The organism is Mesonia profundi (assembly GCF_031085155.1).
GTDB classification, from domain to species: domain Bacteria; phylum Bacteroidota; class Bacteroidia; order Flavobacteriales; family Flavobacteriaceae; genus Mesonia; species Mesonia profundi.
In genome coordinates this window covers 68,326-89,954 of the sequence record NZ_JAVHUL010000004.1, presented here as the reverse complement: position 1 = coordinate 89,954, position 21,629 = coordinate 68,326, and the positions used below count along the sequence as shown (strand labels likewise).

Below are 21,629 nucleotides of genomic sequence, written 5' to 3'. Positions count from 1 at the left end.
CCAATGAAGAGCTAATGGGTAAAATCATTGCAATTGCAAATCAAAAAGGAGGGGTTGGGAAAACCACCACCGCAGTTAATTTAGCGGCTTCTTTAGGAGTTCTCGAGAAAAAAGTTTTATTAATAGATGCAGATCCACAGGCTAACGCCAGTTCTGGGTTAGGCATTGACGTAGAAAGTATCGAAAAAGGTACTTATCAACTCTTGGAACATACTATTAAAGCAGAAGAGGCTATTATTCCTACAGAATCCCCCAATTTAGATATTATTCCTGCCCATATTGATTTGGTAGCGATAGAAATTGAATTGGTCGATCAAGATCAACGAGAGTCGATGCTTAAGAAAGCTATCGTACACTTAAAAGATTCGTATGATTATATCCTTATCGATTGCGCTCCTTCGCTGGGACTTTTAACTTTAAATGCGCTTACTGCAGCAGATTCGGTGATTATTCCAATTCAATGTGAGTATTTTGCCTTGGAAGGATTAGGAAAGTTGCTCAACACGGTTAAAAGCGTTCAAAAAATACACAACGACAAATTAGACATTGAAGGGCTTTTGCTTACTATGTATGATTCTCGTTTAAGACTCTCTAACCAAGTGGTAGATGAAGTTAAAAAGCATTTTGATGAAATGGTGTTTAAAACCATCATCCAAAGAAACGTTCGTTTAAGCGAAGCTCCAAGTTACGGTGAAAGCATTATTAATTATGATGCAGGAAGTAGAGGCGCAAGCAATTACTTGAGCTTAGCGGAAGAAATTATTAAAAAAAATCAATAAGGACTTATGGCCAAAGCAACAAAAAAACAAGCCTTAGGAAGAGGCCTTTCTGCTTTACTGAAAGATCCCGAAAACGATATCAGTTCTGCTAAAGATAAAAATGCAGATAAAGTAGTAGGTAGTATTGTTGAACTAGAGTTAGGAGCTATTGAGGTGAATCCTTTTCAGCCTAGAAGTAGCTTCAACAAAGAAGCTTTACAAGAATTAGCCACTTCCATTAAGGAATTGGGCGTAATTCAGCCTATTACCGTAAGAAAAATTGACTTCAATAAATATCAATTAGTTTCTGGAGAACGCAGGTTTAGAGCTTCTAAACTGGTAGGACTTGAAACCATTCCTGCTTACATACGAATTGCTAACGACCAAGAGTCTTTAGAAATGGCGTTGGTAGAAAATATCCAGCGTCAGGATTTAGATCCTATAGAAATTTCACTTTCTTACCAACGATTAATCGACGAAATTAGCCTTACCCAAGAGCAATTGAGCGATCGTATCGGTAAAAATAGATCAACCATCGCCAATTACTTACGTTTACTTAAGCTAGACCCTATTATCCAAACCGGAATGCGAGACGGCTTTTTAAGTATGGGGCACGGGCGGGCTTTAATCAACATTAGCGATTTAGAGCTTCAGTTAGAAGTTTATGAAAAAGTACTGGCAGAATCTCTTTCGGTTAGAGAAACCGAAAAGTTGGTAAAACAAATTCAGTCTTCTGGTTCTGTAGATGAAAAATCTAAAGCAACCCCAAAGGTTCCAAAGGAAATAAAAGAATCTGTCAAAGGATTTTCTAGTTACTTTGGTGCTAAAGTAGATGTAAAAATGAGCAAAAAAGGAAATGGAAAAGTGATTATCCCTTTCTCTTCCAAAGAAGACTTTGAACGATTAACCAAATTGATTGAAGGTGAAAAATAGTTGCTTATATTTTTTTGCATTTTTCTTTCTTCTAAGTGTTCAAATCTCTGCTCAGGAAGACTCTTTACAGCTTCAAACCCGTAAGGAGGTGAAGTTAAAAAAAAATAGGAAAGCTAAAGTAGAGTACAATGCCTTAGCACCAGCAAAGGCAGCCTTTTATTCGGCTGTTTTACCAGGTTTGGGACAAGCCTATAACAAAAGTTATTGGAAAATACCCATTGTTTATGCAGGATTAGGCGCGGGAGTTTATTTTTACACCTTTAATAACCGCGAATACAATCGCTTTAGAGATGCTTACAAAAGAAGGCTTGCCGGTTATACCGATGATGAATTTCAGGATATTTTAACCGATAAAACCTTGATTGATGCCCAAAAGCAATTTAGGCGTCAAAAAGAAATGTCGGTTTTAGCTATGGCAGCGCTTTATGTTCTAAATATCATAGACGCCAATGTAGATGCGCATTTAAGACAGTTTAATGTAGATGAAGATTTGAGTTTACAGCCCAATTTTAATGTAGATGAATTTACCGGAAGAGCGAATTACGGCCTGTCTTTAAATTTAAAATTTTAACGTATGAAAATTGCTTTATTAGGCTACGGAAAAATGGGTAAAACCATTGAAAAATTAGCTCTAGAAAGAAATCATAGCATCTGTTATACGACTTCTTCAGGAGTTGACGTAGAACAACTGAAGCAAGCCGATATAGCAATAGACTTCAGTATTCCTTCCGCAGCAAAAGAAAATATTACTAGCGCATTACAAGCACAAGTTCCTATTATTTCTGGCACCACAGGATGGTTAGATCATTACGATGAAGTAGTGAAGACTTGCGAACAAGAAAACGGAAGCTTTCTTTATGCTTCCAATTTTAGTTTGGGCGTGAATTTGTTTTTCAATCTTAATGCACATTTGGCCAAACTGATGAAGGGTCACGAGCAATATCAAGTGAGCTTAGAGGAAATTCATCATACGCAAAAGCTGGATGCACCCAGTGGAACCGCCATCAGCTTAGCAAAGGATATTATTGATCATTCTTCTCTAAAAGATTGGAAACTCGTAGACGAAAATGAGAAAACTGATAAAAAAACAATTCCGGTAACGGCAAAAAGAATAGAAAATGTATCGGGTACGCATAGCATTACCTACAGCTCTGTCGTAGATGATATCGAAATAAAACATACCGCGCATTCCCGGGAAGGTTTTGCCTTGGGTGCGATCATTGCAGCGGAATGGATTAAAGATAAAAAAGGGGTTTTTAGCATGAAAGATGTGTTAAATCTAAATAATTTGTAACAAGTTGAACTTGTTGGGTACTTATAAAATAAAAAGAAGATGACAATTGTACAGTGGATTATATTTTTCTTGGTGATACAAGCCATTCACGGTTTAGGAACCTGGAAGTTATATGTAAAAGCAGGAAGACAAGCTTGGGAAGCGTTTATACCCGTTTACAACGCGGTAGTATTAATGAAAATCATCAACCGACCTTGGTGGTGGACGATCCTACTCTTTGTCCCTATTGTCAACCTTATTATGTTTCCTGTAGTTTGGGTAGAAACCGTTCGTAGTTTCGGTAGACACAGCAAAGCAGACACTTGGCTAACAATTTTAACGCTCGGTCTTTACATCTATTACGTCAACTACACGTTAGACGTTAGCTACGTAGAAGATAGAAGTTTAACGCCAAGAACCGAAGCTGGAGAATGGGTAAGCTCTATTCTTTTTGCCGTGGTAGCCGCCACAATTGTACACACCTATTTTATACAACCCTTTACCATTCCTACTGCTTCTTTAGAAAAAACCTTGTTGGTAGGGGACTTTTTGTTTGTAAGTAAACTTCATTACGGAGCTAGAACGCCAAAAACCACCGTTTCTTTTCCTATGGTGCACGATACGATTCCCGTTGCCGGAGTTAAATCTTACACCAATTGGCCTCAGCTCCCCTATTTTAGGTTACCCGGGTTTGAGAAAATTGAACGAAACGACATTGTAGTATTTAACTGGCCGGTAGATACGGTTCCTTATTTTCGTTACCGAGGAAAGGAAACCTTTAAAAAACCCATCGATAAAAAATCAAATTACGTTAAGAGAACCGTTGGTGTTCCTGGAGATTCTTTAAAAATTGTAGACGGTAAAATATACATCGACAACGAGCCTCTTCAATTACCAGACCGTGCGAAACCACAATATTCTTATGTGGTGCAAGGAAAAGGAAAAGGTTTCTCCTTACAAAACCTATATAAAACCTATGACATTACAGATCCTATAGGTTGGTATAATCAGGCTGAAAAACAGTATTATTTCACTTCCTTATCGGAAGAAGCTTTAGACCGATTTAAAAATCATCCTAATGTAGCATCGGTAGAGCGTATTATTGATTCTGCCGGAAATGCGGAAGTTTCTACTTTCCCTAATACCAACAAAACAGATTGGAATAGAGATAATTTTGGACCTATTTACATCCCTGAAGCAGGTAAAACTGTTGAGATTAATAGAGAAACGCTTCCGTTTTACAAACGCATTATCGAAACCTACGAAGGAGAAGAGATGCATCTTGAAAATAAAATCACGACCAAAGGAACCCAAGTATTGCTTAATGGAAGTCCGATTGACTCCTATACGTTTAAGCAGAATTACTACTTTATGATGGGTGATAATCGTCACAATAGTGAAGACAGTAGGTATTGGGGCTATGTCCCCGAAAATCACGTGGTAGGAAAGCCCGTATTTGTTTGGATGAGTTGGGATGCAAACGGAGAAGGTTTTTCTAACAAGATTCGCTGGGAACGTTTATTCACAACCGTTGGTGGTGATGGGAAACCTGTTTCTTACTTTTACCACTTCCTTATTGTATTAGTGCTTATTTTCGGGATTAATTTCTTTTGGAAAAAGAACAAGAATAAAGAGAAATAGGTTTAGATAGTTATGAAAGTCTTAATCCTACATCCCGCTTATTTTGGTTCAATAGAGCAATTTGTTTATTTCGCTAAAGCGGAAAAAATTCGCTTCGAGAACGAAGATAATTATCAAAAACAAACCTACAGGAATAGACAGTATATTTATGGTGCTAACGGGAAGTTATTGCTAAATATTCCCATCAAGCATGTGAACATAAAAAACAAGCGTCAAAAATATAGAGACGTTAGGATTGAAAACGATTTCAACTGGCAAATTATCCATTGGCGTTCTTTAGAAGCGGCTTACCGTACTTCTCCCTTTTTTGAGTTCTATGAAGATGAGTTTAAACCGCTTTATGAAGAAACCTACTCTCACTTAATGGAGTTTAATTATGCGTGCTTAGATGTCGTGCTCTCGTGTTTACAGTTGGATATTCCTCTTGAGAAAACAGAAGAGTTTATAAAAGATTATCAAGATTCAGAGATGCTTGATGCTAGAAATCTAATTAGCGCCAAGAAAAAAAACAGTATCGACTTAGCGAAATACACGCAGGTTTTTACGAATAAAGAAGGTTATATTCCCAATCTATCCATTTTAGATCTTTTGTTTAATGAAGGTCCGAGTAGCTTAATGTATTTGGAGGATCAAGTTCTTAAATAAGACATTAGACTGCTAGAAAACAGACGTAAGATAAAAAGACGTAGGACGTAAGAGGCTTTCGTTTCTGGACAAAATTGTAGTTAGAATTTAGAATCTAGACGGCTAGAAAATAGACCAAAAAAGATCCAAGCTGAAAATATCTTTTTAAAATCTCTTCTTTTAGAATAATTCATGAGTAATCAAAAAATTACTTCAACTCCAGCACACTCATAATGGGGTAATGATCTGAGAGCTGCTGATCGTAATTCATAAACTTTCTTACTTTTAACTGCTTATCTACTAAAATAGCATCAATCCGTAAAGGGATAAAATCGAAATCAAATGTTTTTCCGAAACCATTCCCCGAGTTTTTAAACGCATCGGTGTAATTTTCAGAAAGCTTTCTATAGACATAAGAGAAAGCGCTATTGTTTAAATCTCCTGCTATAATCACCTTATACGGAGTTTGTTTAATTTTTTTCAGCAGCATTTCTGTTTGCTTCTCTTGCTTTTTAAAAGAGTTTCCTACCCTAGCGATAAGTTTCTCACTATTATTTTGGAGCTCTTTCACACTCGGATTAATTTTTAAGCTTTCCAAATGCAAATTAAAGACCCTTAAGGTGTCTTTACGGATAAGAATATCTGCATAAATGGCGTTGTTTCCCGTTTTCGGAAAGTCTAAAGAACCTTTTTCAAGAATAGGGTATTTAGAGTAGATAGCCTGTCCTGATTTCCCCACCAGTTTTATATACTTATGAGGATAGGCTTTAAATTTTACATCCTTTCGTTCCAAATAGTCTTGCATCACCAACACGTCTGGATCTTCTTGCGCTACAAAACTGATAATTTGCTGTGTAACCGTTTCATCCTTAATCCAATTGTACCTGTTAAAATGACGTACATTATAACTCATCAAGCTAAAAGTCTTGGCTTCATTCATATCCGCCTTAGGCTGATCTCCAGAAAACATATATAAAGAGAGGATATGATTAAATCCGATAAGTAAAATAAGGAAAGATAAAAGCAACTGACGTTTAAAGCGAATGGCCCAAAATAAGAAAAAAACGAAGTTAATAATCAGTAATAAGGGCATTCCCAAGCTTAAAACCGATAAAAAAGGAAAGGTATTCGGCGGAATATAAGGCAACACATAAGCCAATAGAAGGGCTGTCGCAAACAAGGAGTTTACCACAAAAATAAGTCGATCTATAAGGTTAAGGCCTTTCATAAAACGCTATTCTTTACCTGCTTTAAAAAGGTAATCTTTTTCTGCTTTGGTTAGACTCTCATATCCATTTTTACTGATTTTATCTAAAATGGCATCAATCTTTTTTTGCTTTTCTACGGGATGCGTAAAGCTAGCAGCTGTTCTTTTACTTTTAGTTTTTGCTGTATTCTTATACACATTTTTAAAAGGCTTCTTTTTAGCAGGCTGAAACCACCCCACCACCGTATCGGTTATTGCTTGGAACCAAGCGCCAATATCATTTCCTTTAGAAAGTTGTGTGGTATACACATATCCCAATAATGCGCCGCCAAGATGCGCTATATGTCCGCCTGCATTTCCAAACGGAATCTGAATAAAATCAAACACCACCAAAAAAGCAGCAATCCACCATAATTTAATATTTCCTATAAACATCATGCGTACTTGCATATGCGGAGCTTGTGTTGCAACCCCAACTAAAATTGCGGTTACGGCAGCAGATGCTCCTACCAAAGGAACATTCCCCAAGCTAGAAAATGCTGGAAATAAATTATAACTCAGCGCAAAAAGCAAAGCACCACTTATAGCTCCCAAAAAGTAGTAATTCAGCAATCGTTTGGGAGAGAAAAAAGTGAGGAACAACCTTCCCGAAAAATATAGGATGATCATATTAAAGAACAAGTGCAAAAGACCACCGTGCAAGAAAGCATACGTAATAGTGCTCCAAGGCTTATAGAGCAAAGCGCCTATATGAGTAGGAAAACTAAACCAATTAAAGATAAAATTCACTTCAATTTTAAATAGAAATCCAATAGTTTGTAGAAAAAACTGAAGTACAAATATCAATACATTGACCGCGATGAGTTTCTCTAAAACCCCCGCCATATTATACTTGTACCGTAATTGATCTTGCCAACGCATTAATTGATACGGTTTGAGTTAAAACTATTTTTCTTCCAATACCACATGGTAATAAACCCAATAATGGCTCCTCCAATATGTGCCCAATAGGCCGTATTTGAAGGTCCAAATAAAGAGGTTCCTGTTACTGCTGAGTATACATTAATTAAAAAGTATCCTCCGATTAAATACTTGGCTTTAATAGGAATGGGAATAAACATTAAATATAAAGGCAAATTGGGATACACCACAGCAAAGGCTGCCAATATTCCAAAGATTGCCCCTGATGCTCCCACCATAGGCGTCATATAAGTTCCTACTAATTGTTGTGTCGCTTCTCGCGGAATAGCGGAGTACACCTTTCCTGTGCTGCTGTATTGCGACAACATATTGTGCACCTCTTGTGTGGATAAACCTGCATCTAAATAGACTTGCATCGCATTATTAAAATTCCAATAGCTAAATAAAATTTGTAATCCTGCGGCACCTAATCCTGCTGAAAAATAAAGAAACAAAAAGCGCTGTTGCCCTAAAGTCTGCTCCAATACACTTCCAAAGATGTATAAAGCGAACATGTTAAAAAGAATATGCGAAAAGCCACTATGCATAAACATGTGAGTGGCAATTTGCCACAACTGAAAGTTTTCATTTTCGGGAAACCACAGGGCAAACAATTGATAAGCATAATCTCCTAAAAACTGACTTCCTAAAAAAAATAGGATGTTGGCAATCAATAAAACTTTAACGGTATCGGTTATATTTCCCATTTACATGAATTTTTTTTCTATGTCTTCCGCTTGAAGCGTTATAAAAATCTTTTTGTTCGTCGGTGTTAATTGTGGTTCTTTACAAGCAAATAAACCATTCACAATCGCAATTTGTTCTACGGTATCTAATTGGGTTCCTGCTTTTATCGCCATGCTTTTCGCGAGGGATTTGGCTAATAAATCGGTTTGTAAAAAGCCACTATCTGGAATTTCATTTTCAAAATCAGAGAGCAACTGATCCAATAAAATAGAAACCTCACTTTCGGTAATCAAGGTCGGTATCCCTGTAATTTCTACTTCCCCATCTTTCATTTTTGAAAAGATGAATCCGGTTTGCTCCAAGGCTTCTCGCAGATGATGCAACATCTCGATTTCTTGCACATTTAATTGTAAGGACAACGGAAACAGTAATTGCTGACTTACAGCTGCTTTAACCGTAATGCTTTTCAGTAAATCTTCATATAAGATTCGGCAATGTGCTCTATGCTGATCAATAAGAATCATTCCGTTTTTAAACGGACTTATAATGTATTTTTTTTGCAATTGAAAGGTGGTAGAAGAAGCCGAAACCTTAGAAGTTTCAAAAAGCTGACCTGTAATAGCATCACTTTCAAATTCTACCTTAGAAAAATCATTCTCATCTTTACTATCTAATCCGTGGTATAAAGCTTCCCAATTCTCTTGCGGCACAGTTTGTCTTTTAGGTTGAAAACCAGATCCAGAGGTAGCCTTTGATTTTATTTCTTGAAAAGGATTAAAATCACGATCTACTTCTACCTGAGGCGTTCTCGCGGACTTCGTTTCTAAATCGTAAGGCGTATCTAAATTCGCATCCCGGTTAAAATCCAATACGGGCGCTACACTAAATTGACCTAAACTATGCTTGATGGAACTTCTTAAAATAGCATATAAAGCATGTTCATCATCAAATTTAATTTCGGTTTTAGTAGGATGAATATTGATGTCAATACTTTTGGGATCAACCTCTAAGAATAAAAAGTAAGAAGGATAGCTTTTGTCTTTCAGTAAACCTTCAAAAGCAGCGGTTACCGCGTGATTGAGGTAAGGAGATTTGATGTAGCGATTATTGACGAAGAAAAACTGTTCTCCTCGCGAACGCTTAGCAAATTCAGGTTTACCTACAAACCCGGTGATATTTACCAACTCGGTCTCCTCCTCTACGGGGACTAATTTTTCATTGGTTTTACTACCAAAAATATTCACAATTCGCTGTCGCAGATTGCTTATAGGAAGCTGAAACATTTCGTTCCCATTGTGATGCATGCTAAACGCGATGCTAGAATGCGCTAAAGCCACGCGCTGAAATTCATCAATGATGTGACGTGTTTCTACCGCTGTTGATTTTAAAAAATTTCTCCTTGCCGGAATGTTATAAAACAAGTTTTTCACGTGGATCACCGTTCCTATAGGTGTAACGCAAGCCTCTTGAGACTCTACTTCACTACCTTTTATTTGAATATGTGTTCCTACCTCTTCCTCTTGAGGTTTGGTTTTTAAATCGACTTGCGCAATGGCCGCGATGGAAGCTAAAGCCTCTCCTCTAAAGCCTTTGGTTTGCAGTTGAAATAAATCTTCTGCCAATTTGATTTTAGACGTAGCGTGACGTTCAAAAGATAAACGCGCATCGGTTATACTCATTCCTTTACCGTTATCGGCTACTTGAATGAGGGTTTTCCCAGCGTCTTTAATAAGTAATTGTATGTTGGTGGCTCCAGCATCTATGGCATTCTCCAACAGTTCTTTCACCACAGAAGCTGGACGTTGAACGACTTCTCCTGCAGCAATTTGGTTGGCCACATGATCTGGTAAAAGTTGAATGATATCTGTCATGGGTTAGCTAAAGAAAATAGAAAGATCAAAGTCAATAATAAAAAGGAATATAAAAACTAAAACAAGAATAATCCAAAGTACCCTGCGGTTGGTTTTTCTATCAGATTCATCTCTAAATTCAGACCAAGCCGATTTAAAGCGGTGAACCAAACCTCCAGCATCTCCCGCAGTTGAACGAAATTTATCAAACTTATGTTCTAATTGATATGGACTACCTTTCCCTTCGTCATTGTAATAACGAGGGCTGTAGCTAAATTTCTTGTTTTTACGGCGCTTTAAAATTCCCATGATTTCCTATTGCTTCAAAGTTATGGAAAATCAAAAACAATGCCGAGAAAGCAGGGTTAAATTTTAAAGAAAAAGAAAGAGAATAAAAAGCTTATTCCTTGTAGAAAGTCGCGTCTTTTCTAAGCTGTGCCATTTTAATGGCAGCTACTGCCGCTTCGGCACCTTTATTTCCATGCTTTCCGCCAGAGCGATCTATAGATTGCTGTTTGGTATTATCGGTTAAGACACAAAAAATGACAGGAATATCACTTTGTATGTTTAAATCTTTGATGCCTTGAGTAACGCCGTCACAAACAAAATCGAAATGTTTGGTTTCCCCTTGAATCACATTTCCTACGGCGATGATAGCGTCTAGCATTTCAAAAGACTCTTGCATCTTTTTGCAGCCGTAAATAAGTTCAAAACTTCCAGGAACATTCCAACGCACAATGTTTTCTTTTAAGACATTGTTTTCTAAAAATACATCAAAAGCACCTTGAAATAGGCCTTCGGTGATTTTACTGTTCCACTCAGAAACAACAATCCCAAACCGAAAATCTTTCGCGTTTGGGATGGTTTCTTTATTATATTCAGATAAATTTTTTCCTGCTGTTGCCATTGTTTACTGTAAACCTTGTGCTTGTCCTAAATAAACTGATACTTCTTCTGCTTCAGGAGAATCACTATACTCTTCTTCAATTCGAGTTAAGTGTTTTTCCGCGTCAGCTCCTTTTTTCAATTGAATTGCAGTTATAGCCGCTTTCATTAAAAACTTAGGCGTAGTAAATTTATTATTTCTCATTTTAGCCGCTTTCTCATAGTATCCCAAAGCCTCTTCTGGCTGGTTTAACTGCATAAAAGCATCTCCTATGGCACCTTTGGCTAGCGGAGCTAAAACTTCATCATCACTTTTAAAATCTTCTAATTGATCGATCGCCTCTTTATACTTTCCAGTATTTAGGTAAGCGATTCCCGCATAGTAATGCGCGATGTTACCAGAAGAAGTACTTCCGTAATGATCAATTACTTTTAATAATCCAAATTTTCCGTTACCGCCATTCAAGGCTAGGTTAAATAAAGAATCTTGATCTTTATTGGTAGCGTCTAAAGCATTTTCAAAATAGATTTGAGACTGAGCGATCTCATCTGCAGCTTCAAACTCTTTTGGTTGCTGAACAAATCTAGAGTATCCCAAGTAAGCTAATACGGCTATCACGATTACTCCAATAACAATAAGAATAGGCTTTTGATTGCCGGCAACCCATTCCTCTGTTTTGTTAGCACCTTCATCTAGATTATTAAAAACTTCTGCTGTTGTAGATTCTTCCTCGTTGAAGTTGTCGTCTACCCCATCATTTTCTTTCGTTGCTTTAGGCTTGTAACCCCTTTTCTTATATGTTGCCATAAAAATTAGTTAATGAATCGCAAAATTAGAATATTTATCCATATATAAAAGAGAATTATTTGTTATTTTAAAGAAGTTGTTAGCCTATGTATTTGTATTTTTAGCTTCTCTAAAATCAAATTAAAAGAAGATTGTAAAACTCCTATGGTTTTAAATAAATTATCACTCCTTCATTATAAGAATTTTGAAAACGTTACTTTCAATTTTAATGACAAAATAAACTGCTTCGTCGGGTTTAACGGCGTGGGTAAAACCAATGTTTTAGATAGCATCTATCATTTAGCTTATGGCAAAAGTTATTTTAACCCGGTTACGAGTCAAAATATTAATCATAACGCCGACTTTTTTGTCATTGACGGAGAGTTTAAAAAAAACGATAGAGAAGAGAAAGTGGTGGTTAGCGCTAAGAAAGGACAAAAAAAGGTGATTAAACGAAACGCTAAAGCTTATGGAAAATTTAGCGACCACATTGGTTTAATTCCCGTGGTGATTATTTCGCCTGCCGATCGGGATTTAATTATGGAAGGCAGCGACGTGCGTAGAAAATTTATAGATGGTATTATTTCTCAAAGCGACAAACCATACCTTACGAGTTTAATCAATTACAATAAAATTTTATCGCAACGGAATTCTTTACTGAAGTATTTTGCAGCCAACCGGACTTTTGAAAAAGAGACCTTAGAAGTGTATAACCTGCAATTATTACCCTTGGCGAAAAGCATTCATGAAAAGAGAAAAGCTTTTTTAGAAATCTTTACTCCCATTTTTGAAGAACGCTATGCCACCATTAGTGATGGAAAAGAAGCGGTGAAGCTAAAATATAAAAGTCAGCTGAGTGAAACCTCCTTAACGGAATTGTTAGCAGCACATCTCCAAAAAGATCTTAAATTGCAATACAGCAGCGCAGGAACACATAAAGACGATTTAAGCCTGAAGATTAAGGGGCATTCCGTAAAGAAATTTGGTTCACAGGGACAACAAAAATCATATTTAATCGCATTAAAGTTAGCGCAGTATGATTTTTTAAAGCAAGTAAGCAAAGTGAATCCTATTTTATTACTCGATGATGTTTTTGATAAACTAGATGAAGAACGCGTGGCACAAATTATAAAGCTGGTGACTCAAGATGATTTGGGACAGTTATTTATTAGTGATACCCACGCTGATAGAACCGAAAATGTGGTAAAAAGCCACGCCAAAGAATACCAAATGATACATTTAACTTAATTATGAGAAATCTATTTTTATTTTTATCACTCAGCTTTTTATTAGTCTCTTGCAATTCAGAACCAGCACTTTCTGATATTGACAAGCTAAATGGCTATTGGGAAATTAGCCACGTAAAAGGAGATAACGGCAAAGAAAAAGAATTTAGCTTTAACGAGAATGTAGATTATTTTTATTTAGAAAACCAGGAAGGTTTCCGGCAAAAAATGCAACCTCAGTTTGATGGTGGTTATAAAACAAATGGGGCAAAAGAAAATGTTTTTGTAAAGAAAGAAAACGATAGTATATTTCTTTATTATGAAACGCTTCAAGATAAATGGAAAGAGCATTTAATTCGGTTAACCGAAGAAGAATTGGTAGTGAAAAACGAAAACGGAATCACGTATACCTATAAAAAATTTAAAGGATATATTACAGATGGCGAGAAATAAAGAAGAGCAGAATATAAGCGACGTACTCAAAGCTTTTGTAAAGAAGAACAAGCTTGAAAAAGGACTGAATAAAGTCAATGTAAAAGAAGTTTGGAATGCCCAAATGGGACCTGCGATTGCGAAATACACCGACGAGATACAACTGAATGAGAAAACTTTGTATGTGAGTTTGAGTTCATCGGTATTGCGGGAAGAGTTAAGCTACGGAAAATCTAAAATCATAACAATGATTAATAATGAATTAGGAGAAGAATTAGTAGATAAATTAGTTTTGAGATAAAATTATAATATATATTTACTCCTATGAAAATTAAAATCATACTCTCCCTACTCGCCGTTTTCTTTTTGATTGCTTGTCAAAGCGATGATGACCAGCCGAGTGTTGAAACTATTGATGACCCTATAACAGGAGAATGGCAACCTTTTCAAAACGTTAAGATTTATGAGGATAACAGTAAAATTGTAAATCCTTTCCCATATTGTTCAACCACAACTAATAGTCATTTATATTTTTCAAATGACACCAATCAGCTGTTTTATTATAATTTTATTGAACAAAAAACAAGTGAGGAATGCTTTTATACCGCTGGTCAAGGCAATTGGGAACAATTAAATGAAACGGATTATCAAGTAAGTTTAGAGTATTTTTCTGAAAGCGATTACCAAAGTAATGAAACAGAAACTTTCTTATATCAAGTAGATTTTATAAGCAGCGATACCATTCAAATCCATCATAAAACTCTATTAATGCAATTACAAGCTGAAGAACCAAACTTAGTAGATTTTTATCGTGTCTATGAAAAACAACGTATCCCTTTTGAATAATTAAATCTTGACCCAGATGAAAAAAATTACTCTTCTATTTGTTTTTGGTATCAGCAGCTTATTACAGGCGCAAGATTATACCGTAACGGCTTTTAATGAACCTTATCAAGATCTTGTCAATGCTACTTCTGTGAATAATGGAATGCTTTGGGATGACCCCGCTTTTTCTATTCCCATAGGATTTGATTTTGAAGTTTACGGTCAAAATTATTCTACGCTATATACTTCTGATGAATATGCTGGCGGAGTACTTACTTTTCAGCAATTTAGTACCACCTTAAGCTTGCTTGCACCCATTGCTCAAGACATTGTATCTAAAGAAGGTTCTAACGAGCAATCCTTATCCCCTATTTCTTATGTAGTGGAAGGAAGTGTTGGCAACCGCATTTTTAAGTTAGAATATAAGAATGCTGGTTTTTGGGATGATACTACTGATAATGATTCTATGGATTTTCAAGTTTGGTTGTATGAAAGCGATGATTCCATCGAATACAGGTATGGCCCTAATTCTATTAATAATCCTAATGAATCTTATGAAGAATTACCAGGTCCCATTGTAGCTTATGTTCCGTCTTATAATTTAATAAATGAAACTTTTAACGAAGACGCTTATTTGTTAATTGAAGATCCTATAAATCCAACCGTGATTATAGCGAACAATAACGCTCCAGACTTAGAAAGCGCTCTTATAGGCAACATCCCAGAAGGAACCGTATATCGTTTTGATCCTGATGGTTTAGCCGTTAACAATAACCAACAAATTGCGGTGAGCGTTTATCCTAATCCTACGCAGGACGTTATACATCTTCAAAATGCATATCAAGAAGAATTTTCTGCTTCTTTGTATGATGTTTTAGGAAACAAATTAGAAATAAGCATTCAAAACGAGCAAATGGATTTAACTTCTTTAGCTTCTGGAACTTATTTTTTAACTATCCAATCTAAAACGAAAAGCAAGACGATTAAAATGATTAAGAAATAAGTATCTACTATTTTTAAAAGATAACTACAATATTCGTTTAGTTTCCAGTTTAGTGAAATAATGGTTCCTATGTCACGTCGAGCACCAGCCCGAAAGAATTCATTCTGGCGGGGAGTCGAGACGCTTTTGTTTAACCTTTCGACTCCGTTCAAGGTGACAAAAACTAATTTTAGGAATGAAAGTGGATCTACAGAAAGATAACAATAAAAAAGGCTGTCCATTGGACAGCCTTTTTTATTGTTGATGTAGTTTATGTTTAGAACATTTCTCTACCTGCAAAATGAAAAGCACCTTCAATCGTTGCATTCTCATCGCTATCACTTCCGTGAACTGCATTTTCTCCTATAGAAGTTGCATATTTTTTTCTAATCGTTCCTTCCGCAGCATCTGCTGGGTTAGTCGCTCCAATTAAAGTTCTAAAGTCTTCAACTGCATTTTCTTTTTCTAAGATCGCCGCAACGATAGGTCCGCGAGTCATAAACTCTACTAACTCTCCAAAGAATGGACGCTCGTTATGAACTGCGTAAAATTCTTCGGCATCAGCTTTAGTCATTTGCGTTAATTTTAACGCCACGATTCTAAATCCAGAAGTGTTGATTTGTTCTAATATCGCTCCAATGTGGCCATTTTCTACCGCATCTGGCTTAATCATAGTAAAAGTTTTATTTCCTGCCATGTTATTTTCTTTTAATTTGATGCAAAATTAGTCTTTTATAGATGATATACAAGTCTTCAGCTATTTTTATAGTCGTGCCGACTAAGAAGTTAGACCCGCCCGTACCGCAGCGGTACATTTACGTGAGACGCTCCCTGTCCTAAAGAATTCTTTCGGGTGGGCACTATAAGACATAAGATGCTAGACTTCAAATCAAGTGATTTTTTCACTACTATAATTCCGTTGGTTTTCATTCAATGGTCAGCACTTAGTTTTAAAGCCTCCTAAATATATTTCCGCTTGACGGGGAAAGAAATCCTAAGACTAGGGTTTACTTTAAATTTATAGGTCAATATTACTCAAAATCTAAAGAAATTGTATATTTACCGCTATGGAAAAAGAAAAAGTAGACGAATTAAAAGCGCTTCTCTCCCAGCCTAAAAAGACGGTAATCATACCTCATAGAAATCCGGATGGAGATGCGATTGGCTCTACGCTTGCGTTACAGCAATATTTACAACAATGCGGTCACGATGCCGTAGTGGTAGCTCCCAATGATTTTCCAGATTTTTTAAAATGGATTCCGGGAGTTGAAGAGATGATTTTATTCTCTACTGAAACCGAAAAAGCGAAGCAACTTATTGCAGATGCAGAACTTATTTTTACCTTAGATTTTAATCATTTTTCTAGAACGGGAAATGATATGGAAGCCGTTTTAAACCAAACTGATTCTACGTACGTGATGATAGATCACCACCAGGCTCCCGCAGATTATGCTGCCTACACTTATAGTGATACGAGCATTTCTTCGACCTGCCAAATGATTTACCATTTTCTAGAGATGATGGATGCCACTGATAAAATTACAAAAGATATCGCGACCTGTTTATATGTTGGTATTATGACCGATACGGGTTCGTTTAGATTTGCTTCTACCACCAGCACTACACATAGGGTGATTGCTGATCTTATTGATAAAGGCGCAAAAAATTCAGACATTCATCAACAAGTATATGACACTAATTCTACCAATAGAATGCAATTATTGGGCGTTGCCTTAAATAATATGAAGGTGTTGTCAGAATTAAAAACAGCTTATATTACACTTTCTCAAGAAGAATTAGACACAAATAATTTCAAAAAAGGAGATACAGAAGGCTTTGTAAACTACAGCCTTTCTATAAAAGGAATTGTTTTTGCTGCTATATTTATTGAGAACAAACAAGACCAAATTATTAAAATCTCTTTGCGTTCTAAAGGTAATTTTGATGTCAATCAGTTTGCCAGAGATCATTTTAACGGTGGAGGTCACATTAATGCCGCAGGAGGAAAAAGCGATTTATCCCTAAACGAAACCATCACCTCGTTTGAAAGCACTATAAAAAATTATAAAAACGAATTGGAAGATGCTCAAGAATAGTTTTTACATCCTTTTAACGCTTTTTTGTGTCATGGCATGCAAAACGCCCGAAGCCAGAAGACCTGTTGCTTCCAAGTCGGGGTCATTTATACAGGAATCCGTCAAGCGGAATAAAAAGATGGTGGCGAAAGAAGAGAAAATCATCGCTAATATTATTAAAAAAGATAGCATCAACAATTACCTCTCCTCCTCTGATGGATTTTGGTATTACTACAACGCTCAAAACATAGAAGACACGTTAACTCCTCATTTTGGAGACTTAGTAGAGTTTGATTATGATATTTCTACGCTTGAAGGAACTCCTATTTATACCAAAAAAGAGATTGGAACTAGAGAATATGTCATCGATAAAGAAAATGTTTTTAACGGATTGCGACAAGGCTTAAAACTCATGAAAGAAGGAGAAACCGTCACTTTCCTATTTCCATCCCATAAAGCCTTTGGTTATTATGGCGATTCAGAAAAAATTGGAAGAAATATACCTATACGTTCTACCATCACTTTAAATTCAATTAGTTTAGAAAAAAATCAATAAATCATAAAAAATGAAAAAACACACTTTATTAGTCTTATTAATTACAAGCCTTAGCTTGTTTGCTTGTAACGATAAGTATCCAGATTTAGAAGACGGGATGTACGCCGAATTTGTAACCAGCGAAGGAACTTTTGTAGCCGAATTATATTATCAAAAAGCTCCGCTTACCGTAGCTAATTTTGTCGCTCTAGCTGAAGGAAACCAAGATATGGTAGATACCACCTACAAAGGAAAAAAATTCTATAACGGTTTAACTTTTCACCGTATTATTAAAGGATTTATGATTCAGGGAGGAGATCCTAAAGGAACTGGCGCTGGAGGTCCTGGTTACAAGTTTCCAGATGAATTTGATAAAAGCTTAACTCACAAAACCAAAGGAATGCTTTCTATGGCGAATGCAGGTCCTGGAACCAATGGGAGTCAGTTTTTTATTACCCTTGGACCTACTCCACATTTAGATAATATGCATTCTGTCTTCGGAAAAATTGTTGTAGGACAGGATAAAGTAGACACTATAGGAAACGTAAAAACAGGTCAAGGAGATAAGCCTGTAGATGCTGTGACTTTAAAAGAAGTGAACATCATTAGAATAGGAGATGATGCCAAAGCTTTTAATGCGCCAAAAGTCTTTAAATCTAGCTTGAATAAAGCGGAAGAAGCTCAAAAAGAAGCTCAACAGGAAGCTGAAGCTGAAAAAACTAAAGCCAAAGAAGCTATAGATAAAGAAATCAATACGATGGCGGAAGGTTATACCAAAACCGAAAGCGGATTGCGTTATAAAATCACGACCAGTAAAAAAACGGGAGCTACTCCAGAACGTGGACAAACGGTAAGAGTTCACTATACAGGAATGCTAACTGATGGAACTAAATTCGATTCTTCTTATGATAGAGATAGACCATTGGTATTTCCTGTTGGCGTAGGAAAAGTAATTCCGGGATGGGATGAAGGAATCCGCTTATTAAAAGTAGGTGAAAAAGCAAAACTGATTATTCCTCCTTACTTAGGGTACGGAGAAAGAGGAAACGGACCTATCCCTCCCAACTCTATTTTACTTTTTGATGTAGAACTGGTAGGTATTGGCCAAGAATAATTTATATTAAAAACAAACAAGACCAAAAAAAAGCCTCATTTTTCAATGAGGCTTTTTCCTTTTTCATAGCAATCTCAATTACATCTTACCAATCTCATCTTGTAAAGCTTCTTTACTTTTTCCTGTTTTCTCTTGTAGTTTTCCAAGCATTTCATCAAATTTACCTTCTGAGTAAGTCATATCATCATCGGTTACTTTACCGTATTTTTGCTTAAACTGACCTTTTACTTGTTTCCATTTTCCTTCTAATTCTTGACTATTCATAATATATAAGTTTTAGGGTTTAGTAATAGTATAAATTTACACTTAAAAGAGATGCATTACTCCCAAAATATTCCTATAATTATCTTAATACTATGTTATTAAATAAAATGAACGCCCTACCAAAACTTTTACTCCTTTCACTATCCCTAGCCCTTTTTACCAATTGCGCCTCCTTACCGCCTTCTAAAGAGCCTTCTATAGAGCTTAGATTCCTTGATGAATATATTATTCCTGAAGACGCTAGTTTAGCCGATACCAAAATTGGAGGTCTCTCTGGGATTGTAAAAAAAGAAAACGAATATTATATGGTTTGCGATGATCCCAGTAACCCAAGAATATACAAAGCTCGCCTGCATACCAGTAAAAGAAAAATTGATAGTCTACTTTTTAATGAAGTGATCTTGTTAGATAAAAGTGAAGCTTCGCTTAAAAACACCTATTTAGACCTAGAAGACTTTATCATTACGCCCCATGAGAATGATTTTATCGTGGTGAGCGAGGGCAGTATAAAAAATGGTAAAAACCCCTCTATTCTCCAATATAATCCCCAAGGCAAATTGGTAAAGAAATATGAAATTCCATTTCAGTTTAAAGCCCATAGCGAATCAAAACCAAGAAACAATGGTGTTTTTGAAGGAGTCACGGCAAGTACAGACCAGAAAGGATTTTGGGTGGCTAATGAGCTTCCCTTAGAAGCAGATGGTCCCAAACCAAAACTTTATGGCACCAAATCTCCAGTACGCTTTACCTATTATGATTTTAAAAACACAACACCTCAAAAACAATTCACTTACCCACTGGGAAGAATTAGAAAAATACCTTTCTTACCTTTTTACCTTAATGGCCTTACCGATATTCTTGCGATAGATAAAGATCGGTTTTTAGTATTGGAGAGAGCCTTTTCTGCAGGGAGAGGTCGTAAATCTCACAACGTACATATTTACGAATATGTGGTTTATGAAAGCGAAAACACACTAGAGAAAAAGTCGGTTCGCGGCTTGTCAAAACCTAAAACAGAAAAGAACTTGGTGCTTGATTTAGAAGATATTAGAAAATTTCTAACCGATAAAACCATCGATAACCTAGAAGGTTTTTGTTATGGTCCCACCTTAAAAAATGGAAATAAAACCTTACTTTTAATCTCAGATAATAACTTTAGTAGTTTTATGCCACAACTCAACCAGCTTTTGTGGTTCGAAATTATCAACAATTAAGCTTATGAAATATACTCTTATATACTTTCTCTTCGTATTTTTCTCTTGTAAAGATCAACCTACAACTTCTGAAAAGAGTGATAAAATCGCTTCCGCGGAAGAAATTCAAGCTGAGGTGGAAACTACCTACTACTTTATAAGACACGGGGAAAAAGATCGTTCTACCGACAGTAATGATCCTTCTTTGAAAAAACTTGGACAAAAAAGAGCCGAAAACTGGGCAAAAGTACTTGAAGACAAGAAAATAGACCTCGTGTACAGCAGTAACTTTAAGCGTACCCAGCAAACCGCAGCCCCAACAGCAAAATTATTCTCTACCGATGTAAGATTGTATAGCGTTAAAAAATTAAATGATGTAGATTTTCAAAAAGAAACCAAAGGCAAAACGGTTTTGGTGGTAGGTCATAGCGACACAACGCCAAAATTTGTAAATCTTATTTTAGGCAAAAAGAAGTATAAAGATATTGACGATCGCAACAATAGCAATTTATATAAAGTAGTTATTTATAAGAACGGAAAAATGACAAGCTCTTTAACCCAGCATCCGCTTTAATTGCATTTGTCTTTTCCTACCACCACTTTAATGTCTTCATTGATAATCTCTGAAACTTTTTTAAGCTGATCATTCATAAAGGCTTTGTCTAGGTCTTCCACGTTTATATTATCCTCTTTTGGAGCATAATTCTCGTAATCTGCAAAACGTATTCCATTTACTTTTTTAGGGTTAATGGCTTTTCTAAAACGCATTCCACCGCCATTTACTTCAAAAGAATAGGCTAAATAATCGATGGTGTTTTTGTCCATATTAACCCAATACATATACACATCATCGTGATCATCGCCTCCACCCTCTTCGGCGAATTGCACTTTTATTTTATGGTATTTGTTTTGTTCCAAGCTAAGCGTATCTAGGTAGGTCTTTTTTACCGCAGGATCGTTAAGACCAAAAGGAAGCTGTGCAAAATAATGAACTGAATTTACCGCGTTGCTATATTTTGCAACTAAAGAATCGGGTAAGTTTAGTTTCTCTCGGTTCACAAAGCGTTCAAAGCCCATATTAGACAACACATCTTTAATGGTATCGCCATCTTCAGTAACTTGTACTTTTTGAAGTTCGTACATTCCGCAATTGCGAACGCTGCTGTATTTATTTCCGCGAAAGCGAAATTCTATAGCCGAAGTTTGATACTTTTCTCCGCCTGCACGTTCAATCACCTTACTCAACACCTCTTGTGCTTTGGCTACTTTTTCTTCAGTAAAATCATCTTTCACCTCTACAGCAGGCTCTTTAGACTCATCTTTACAACTTACCAAAACCGTTAATAACAAGAAAATATAGATCTGTTTCATGGGTATT

Annotated in this window: 26 protein-coding genes; 16 read left to right on the top strand and 10 right to left on the bottom strand. The window is 36.2% G+C overall.

The window, feature by feature from the left end; all coding sequences use genetic code 11:
- Positions 1-14: 14 nt before the first annotated feature.
- Genes RBU60_RS02690 through RBU60_RS02665 form a run of 6 tightly spaced genes read left to right on the top strand, consistent with a single transcriptional unit; the run spans position 15 to position 5,250 of the window.
- Complete coding sequence (locus RBU60_RS02690; protein ID WP_308863118.1) at positions 15-779, top strand: ParA family protein; 765 nt, start codon at positions 15-17, stop codon at positions 777-779.
- 6 nt (positions 780-785) lie between these two features.
- A complete protein-coding gene (locus RBU60_RS02685; RefSeq protein WP_308863117.1) occupies positions 786-1,691 on the top strand; it encodes a ParB/RepB/Spo0J family partition protein in 906 nt (301 codons plus the stop codon).
- The gene (locus RBU60_RS02680; protein ID WP_308863116.1) at positions 1,681-2,262 is read left to right on the top strand and encodes a DUF5683 domain-containing protein; all 582 of its coding nucleotides are present in this window, start codon (positions 1,681-1,683) and stop codon (positions 2,260-2,262) included. The genes RBU60_RS02685 and RBU60_RS02680 overlap by 11 nt, the downstream gene beginning before the upstream one ends.
- Before the next feature lie 3 nt (positions 2,263-2,265).
- On the top strand, positions 2,266-2,985 hold the full coding sequence (gene dapB / locus RBU60_RS02675) for a 4-hydroxy-tetrahydrodipicolinate reductase (RefSeq protein ID WP_308863115.1): 720 nt from the start codon (positions 2,266-2,268) through the stop codon (positions 2,983-2,985).
- A gap of 39 nt (positions 2,986-3,024) precedes the next feature.
- Positions 3,025-4,605 carry a signal peptidase I gene (gene lepB / locus RBU60_RS02670; RefSeq protein ID WP_308863114.1) on the top strand — a complete coding sequence of 527 codons (1,581 nt, stop codon included), beginning with the start codon at positions 3,025-3,027 and terminating at the stop codon, positions 4,603-4,605.
- 12 nt (positions 4,606-4,617) lie between these two features.
- Positions 4,618-5,250: a WbqC family protein gene (locus RBU60_RS02665; RefSeq protein ID WP_308863113.1), complete on the top strand. Its 633-nt coding sequence runs from the start codon at positions 4,618-4,620 to the stop codon at positions 5,248-5,250.
- Between the two features lie 187 nt (positions 5,251-5,437).
- Here the strand turns inward: RBU60_RS02665 and RBU60_RS02660 are convergent, their stop codons facing one another.
- The 7 genes from RBU60_RS02660 to RBU60_RS02630 form a co-directional block, all read right to left on the bottom strand.
- Complete coding sequence (locus tag RBU60_RS02660) at positions 5,438-6,457, bottom strand: endonuclease/exonuclease/phosphatase family protein (protein ID WP_308863112.1); 1,020 nt, start codon at positions 6,455-6,457, stop codon at positions 5,438-5,440.
- Positions 6,458-6,463: 6 nt separating this feature from the next.
- Positions 6,464-7,357: a rhomboid family intramembrane serine protease gene (locus RBU60_RS02655; protein ID WP_308863111.1), complete on the bottom strand. Its 894-nt coding sequence runs from the start codon at positions 7,355-7,357 to the stop codon at positions 6,464-6,466.
- Entirely contained in the window at positions 7,357-8,103 is a 747-nt protein-coding gene (locus tag RBU60_RS02650; protein WP_308863110.1) for a rhomboid family intramembrane serine protease, read from the bottom strand. Before RBU60_RS02650 ends, RBU60_RS02655 begins: the two co-directional genes overlap by 1 nt.
- A complete protein-coding gene (gene mutL, locus RBU60_RS02645) occupies positions 8,104-9,954 on the bottom strand; it encodes a DNA mismatch repair endonuclease MutL (protein WP_308863109.1) in 1,851 nt (616 codons plus the stop codon).
- A 3-nt stretch (positions 9,955-9,957) separates the two neighbouring features.
- Positions 9,958-10,242 (bottom strand): riboflavin synthase subunit beta, encoded by a 285-nt coding sequence (locus RBU60_RS02640; RefSeq protein ID WP_308863108.1) that lies wholly within the window; start codon positions 10,240-10,242, stop codon positions 9,958-9,960.
- A gap of 91 nt (positions 10,243-10,333) precedes the next feature.
- Entirely contained in the window at positions 10,334-10,840 is a 507-nt protein-coding gene (gene ribH, locus RBU60_RS02635; protein ID WP_308863107.1) for a 6,7-dimethyl-8-ribityllumazine synthase, read from the bottom strand.
- A gap of 3 nt (positions 10,841-10,843) precedes the next feature.
- Entirely contained in the window at positions 10,844-11,626 is a 783-nt protein-coding gene (locus RBU60_RS02630) for a tetratricopeptide repeat protein (RefSeq protein WP_308863106.1), read from the bottom strand.
- 144 nt (positions 11,627-11,770) lie between these two features.
- Here RBU60_RS02630 and recF point away from each other — a divergent pair, with 144 nt between their 5' ends.
- The 5 genes from recF to RBU60_RS02605 are packed head-to-tail and all read left to right on the top strand — an operon-like array spanning position 11,771 to position 15,091.
- Entirely contained in the window at positions 11,771-12,853 is a 1,083-nt protein-coding gene (recF, locus tag RBU60_RS02625; protein ID WP_308863105.1) for a DNA replication/repair protein RecF, read from the top strand.
- A gap of 2 nt (positions 12,854-12,855) precedes the next feature.
- On the top strand, positions 12,856-13,284 hold the full coding sequence (locus RBU60_RS02620) for a lipocalin family protein (RefSeq protein WP_308863104.1): 429 nt from the start codon (positions 12,856-12,858) through the stop codon (positions 13,282-13,284).
- A complete protein-coding gene (locus RBU60_RS02615; protein ID WP_308863103.1) occupies positions 13,271-13,564 on the top strand; it encodes a DUF721 domain-containing protein in 294 nt (97 codons plus the stop codon). The genes RBU60_RS02620 and RBU60_RS02615 overlap by 14 nt, the downstream gene beginning before the upstream one ends.
- A gap of 23 nt (positions 13,565-13,587) precedes the next feature.
- Complete coding sequence (locus RBU60_RS02610) at positions 13,588-14,109, top strand: hypothetical protein (RefSeq protein WP_308863102.1); 522 nt, start codon at positions 13,588-13,590, stop codon at positions 14,107-14,109.
- A 16-nt stretch (positions 14,110-14,125) separates the two neighbouring features.
- A complete protein-coding gene (locus tag RBU60_RS02605; protein WP_308863101.1) occupies positions 14,126-15,091 on the top strand; it encodes a T9SS type A sorting domain-containing protein in 966 nt (321 codons plus the stop codon).
- A gap of 256 nt (positions 15,092-15,347) precedes the next feature.
- Here RBU60_RS02605 and RBU60_RS02600 read toward each other — a convergent pair whose 3' ends face one another.
- A complete protein-coding gene (locus tag RBU60_RS02600) occupies positions 15,348-15,767 on the bottom strand; it encodes a nucleoside-diphosphate kinase (RefSeq protein ID WP_308863100.1) in 420 nt (139 codons plus the stop codon).
- A 370-nt stretch (positions 15,768-16,137) separates the two neighbouring features.
- Here RBU60_RS02600 and RBU60_RS02595 point away from each other — a divergent pair, with 370 nt between their 5' ends.
- From RBU60_RS02595 to RBU60_RS02585, 3 genes are read left to right on the top strand one after another with little or no spacing between them, the layout of a single operon-like run.
- Complete coding sequence (locus tag RBU60_RS02595) at positions 16,138-17,166, top strand: DHH family phosphoesterase (protein WP_308863099.1); 1,029 nt, start codon at positions 16,138-16,140, stop codon at positions 17,164-17,166.
- Positions 17,153-17,701 carry a gliding motility-associated peptidyl-prolyl isomerase GldI gene (gene gldI / locus RBU60_RS02590; protein ID WP_308863098.1) on the top strand — a complete coding sequence of 183 codons (549 nt, stop codon included), beginning with the start codon at positions 17,153-17,155 and terminating at the stop codon, positions 17,699-17,701. The genes RBU60_RS02595 and gldI overlap by 14 nt, the downstream gene beginning before the upstream one ends.
- 10 nt (positions 17,702-17,711) lie before the next feature.
- Positions 17,712-18,794 (top strand): peptidylprolyl isomerase, encoded by a 1,083-nt coding sequence (locus RBU60_RS02585; protein ID WP_308863097.1) that lies wholly within the window; start codon positions 17,712-17,714, stop codon positions 18,792-18,794.
- A 78-nt stretch (positions 18,795-18,872) separates the two neighbouring features.
- Here RBU60_RS02585 and RBU60_RS02580 read toward each other — a convergent pair whose 3' ends face one another.
- Entirely contained in the window at positions 18,873-19,058 is a 186-nt protein-coding gene (locus RBU60_RS02580; RefSeq protein ID WP_308863096.1) for a CsbD family protein, read from the bottom strand.
- 92 nt (positions 19,059-19,150) lie between these two features.
- Between RBU60_RS02580 and RBU60_RS02575 the strand changes: the two genes are divergently transcribed.
- Together RBU60_RS02575 and RBU60_RS02570 are read left to right on the top strand one after the other, a co-directional pair.
- The gene (locus RBU60_RS02575; RefSeq protein ID WP_308863095.1) at positions 19,151-20,272 is read left to right on the top strand and encodes an esterase-like activity of phytase family protein; all 1,122 of its coding nucleotides are present in this window, start codon (positions 19,151-19,153) and stop codon (positions 20,270-20,272) included.
- A gap of 4 nt (positions 20,273-20,276) precedes the next feature.
- Positions 20,277-20,825, top strand: a complete 549-nt coding sequence (locus RBU60_RS02570) for a SixA phosphatase family protein (RefSeq protein ID WP_308863094.1) — start codon at positions 20,277-20,279, stop codon at positions 20,823-20,825.
- Here RBU60_RS02570 and RBU60_RS02565 read toward each other — a convergent pair.
- Positions 20,822-21,622: a DUF6503 family protein gene (locus RBU60_RS02565; RefSeq protein WP_308863093.1), complete on the bottom strand. Its 801-nt coding sequence runs from the start codon at positions 21,620-21,622 to the stop codon at positions 20,822-20,824. The two genes, RBU60_RS02570 and RBU60_RS02565, sit on opposite strands and share 4 nt — an antisense overlap.
- Positions 21,623-21,629: the final 7 nt, after the last annotated feature.

Excerpts from the sequence above, each read along its gene's own strand:
- RBU60_RS02690 (WP_308863118.1), top strand. The coding sequence starts at position 15 with ATGGGTAAAATCATTGCAATTGCAAATCAAAAAGGAGGGGTTGGGAAA.
- RBU60_RS02685 (WP_308863117.1), top strand. The coding sequence starts at position 786 with ATGGCCAAAGCAACAAAAAAACAAGCCTTAGGAAGAGGCCTTTCTGCT.
- dapB (WP_308863115.1), top strand. The coding sequence starts at position 2,266 with ATGAAAATTGCTTTATTAGGCTACGGAAAAATGGGTAAAACCATTGAA.
- lepB (WP_308863114.1), top strand. The coding sequence starts at position 3,025 with ATGACAATTGTACAGTGGATTATATTTTTCTTGGTGATACAAGCCATT.
- RBU60_RS02665 (WP_308863113.1), top strand. The coding sequence starts at position 4,618 with ATGAAAGTCTTAATCCTACATCCCGCTTATTTTGGTTCAATAGAGCAA.
- RBU60_RS02660 (WP_308863112.1), bottom strand. The coding sequence starts at position 6,457 with ATGAAAGGCCTTAACCTTATAGATCGACTTATTTTTGTGGTAAACTCC.
- RBU60_RS02655 (WP_308863111.1), bottom strand. The coding sequence starts at position 7,357 with ATGCGTTGGCAAGATCAATTACGGTACAAGTATAATATGGCGGGGGTT.
- RBU60_RS02650 (WP_308863110.1), bottom strand. The coding sequence starts at position 8,103 with ATGGGAAATATAACCGATACCGTTAAAGTTTTATTGATTGCCAACATC.
- mutL (WP_308863109.1), bottom strand. The coding sequence starts at position 9,954 with ATGACAGATATCATTCAACTTTTACCAGATCATGTGGCCAACCAAATT.
- RBU60_RS02640 (WP_308863108.1), bottom strand. The coding sequence starts at position 10,242 with ATGGGAATTTTAAAGCGCCGTAAAAACAAGAAATTTAGCTACAGCCCT.
- ribH (WP_308863107.1), bottom strand. The coding sequence starts at position 10,840 with ATGGCAACAGCAGGAAAAAATTTATCTGAATATAATAAAGAAACCATC.
- RBU60_RS02630 (WP_308863106.1), bottom strand. The coding sequence starts at position 11,626 with ATGGCAACATATAAGAAAAGGGGTTACAAGCCTAAAGCAACGAAAGAA.
- recF (WP_308863105.1), top strand. The coding sequence starts at position 11,771 with ATGGTTTTAAATAAATTATCACTCCTTCATTATAAGAATTTTGAAAAC.
- RBU60_RS02620 (WP_308863104.1), top strand. The coding sequence starts at position 12,856 with ATGAGAAATCTATTTTTATTTTTATCACTCAGCTTTTTATTAGTCTCT.
- RBU60_RS02615 (WP_308863103.1), top strand. The coding sequence starts at position 13,271 with ATGGCGAGAAATAAAGAAGAGCAGAATATAAGCGACGTACTCAAAGCT.
- RBU60_RS02610 (WP_308863102.1), top strand. The coding sequence starts at position 13,588 with ATGAAAATTAAAATCATACTCTCCCTACTCGCCGTTTTCTTTTTGATT.
- RBU60_RS02605 (WP_308863101.1), top strand. The coding sequence starts at position 14,126 with ATGAAAAAAATTACTCTTCTATTTGTTTTTGGTATCAGCAGCTTATTA.
- RBU60_RS02600 (WP_308863100.1), bottom strand. The coding sequence starts at position 15,767 with ATGGCAGGAAATAAAACTTTTACTATGATTAAGCCAGATGCGGTAGAA.
- RBU60_RS02595 (WP_308863099.1), top strand. The coding sequence starts at position 16,138 with ATGGAAAAAGAAAAAGTAGACGAATTAAAAGCGCTTCTCTCCCAGCCT.
- gldI (WP_308863098.1), top strand. The coding sequence starts at position 17,153 with ATGCTCAAGAATAGTTTTTACATCCTTTTAACGCTTTTTTGTGTCATG.
- RBU60_RS02585 (WP_308863097.1), top strand. The coding sequence starts at position 17,712 with ATGAAAAAACACACTTTATTAGTCTTATTAATTACAAGCCTTAGCTTG.
- RBU60_RS02580 (WP_308863096.1), bottom strand. The coding sequence starts at position 19,058 with ATGAATAGTCAAGAATTAGAAGGAAAATGGAAACAAGTAAAAGGTCAG.
- RBU60_RS02575 (WP_308863095.1), top strand. The coding sequence starts at position 19,151 with ATGTTATTAAATAAAATGAACGCCCTACCAAAACTTTTACTCCTTTCA.
- RBU60_RS02570 (WP_308863094.1), top strand. The coding sequence starts at position 20,277 with ATGAAATATACTCTTATATACTTTCTCTTCGTATTTTTCTCTTGTAAA.
- RBU60_RS02565 (WP_308863093.1), bottom strand. The coding sequence starts at position 21,622 with ATGAAACAGATCTATATTTTCTTGTTATTAACGGTTTTGGTAAGTTGT.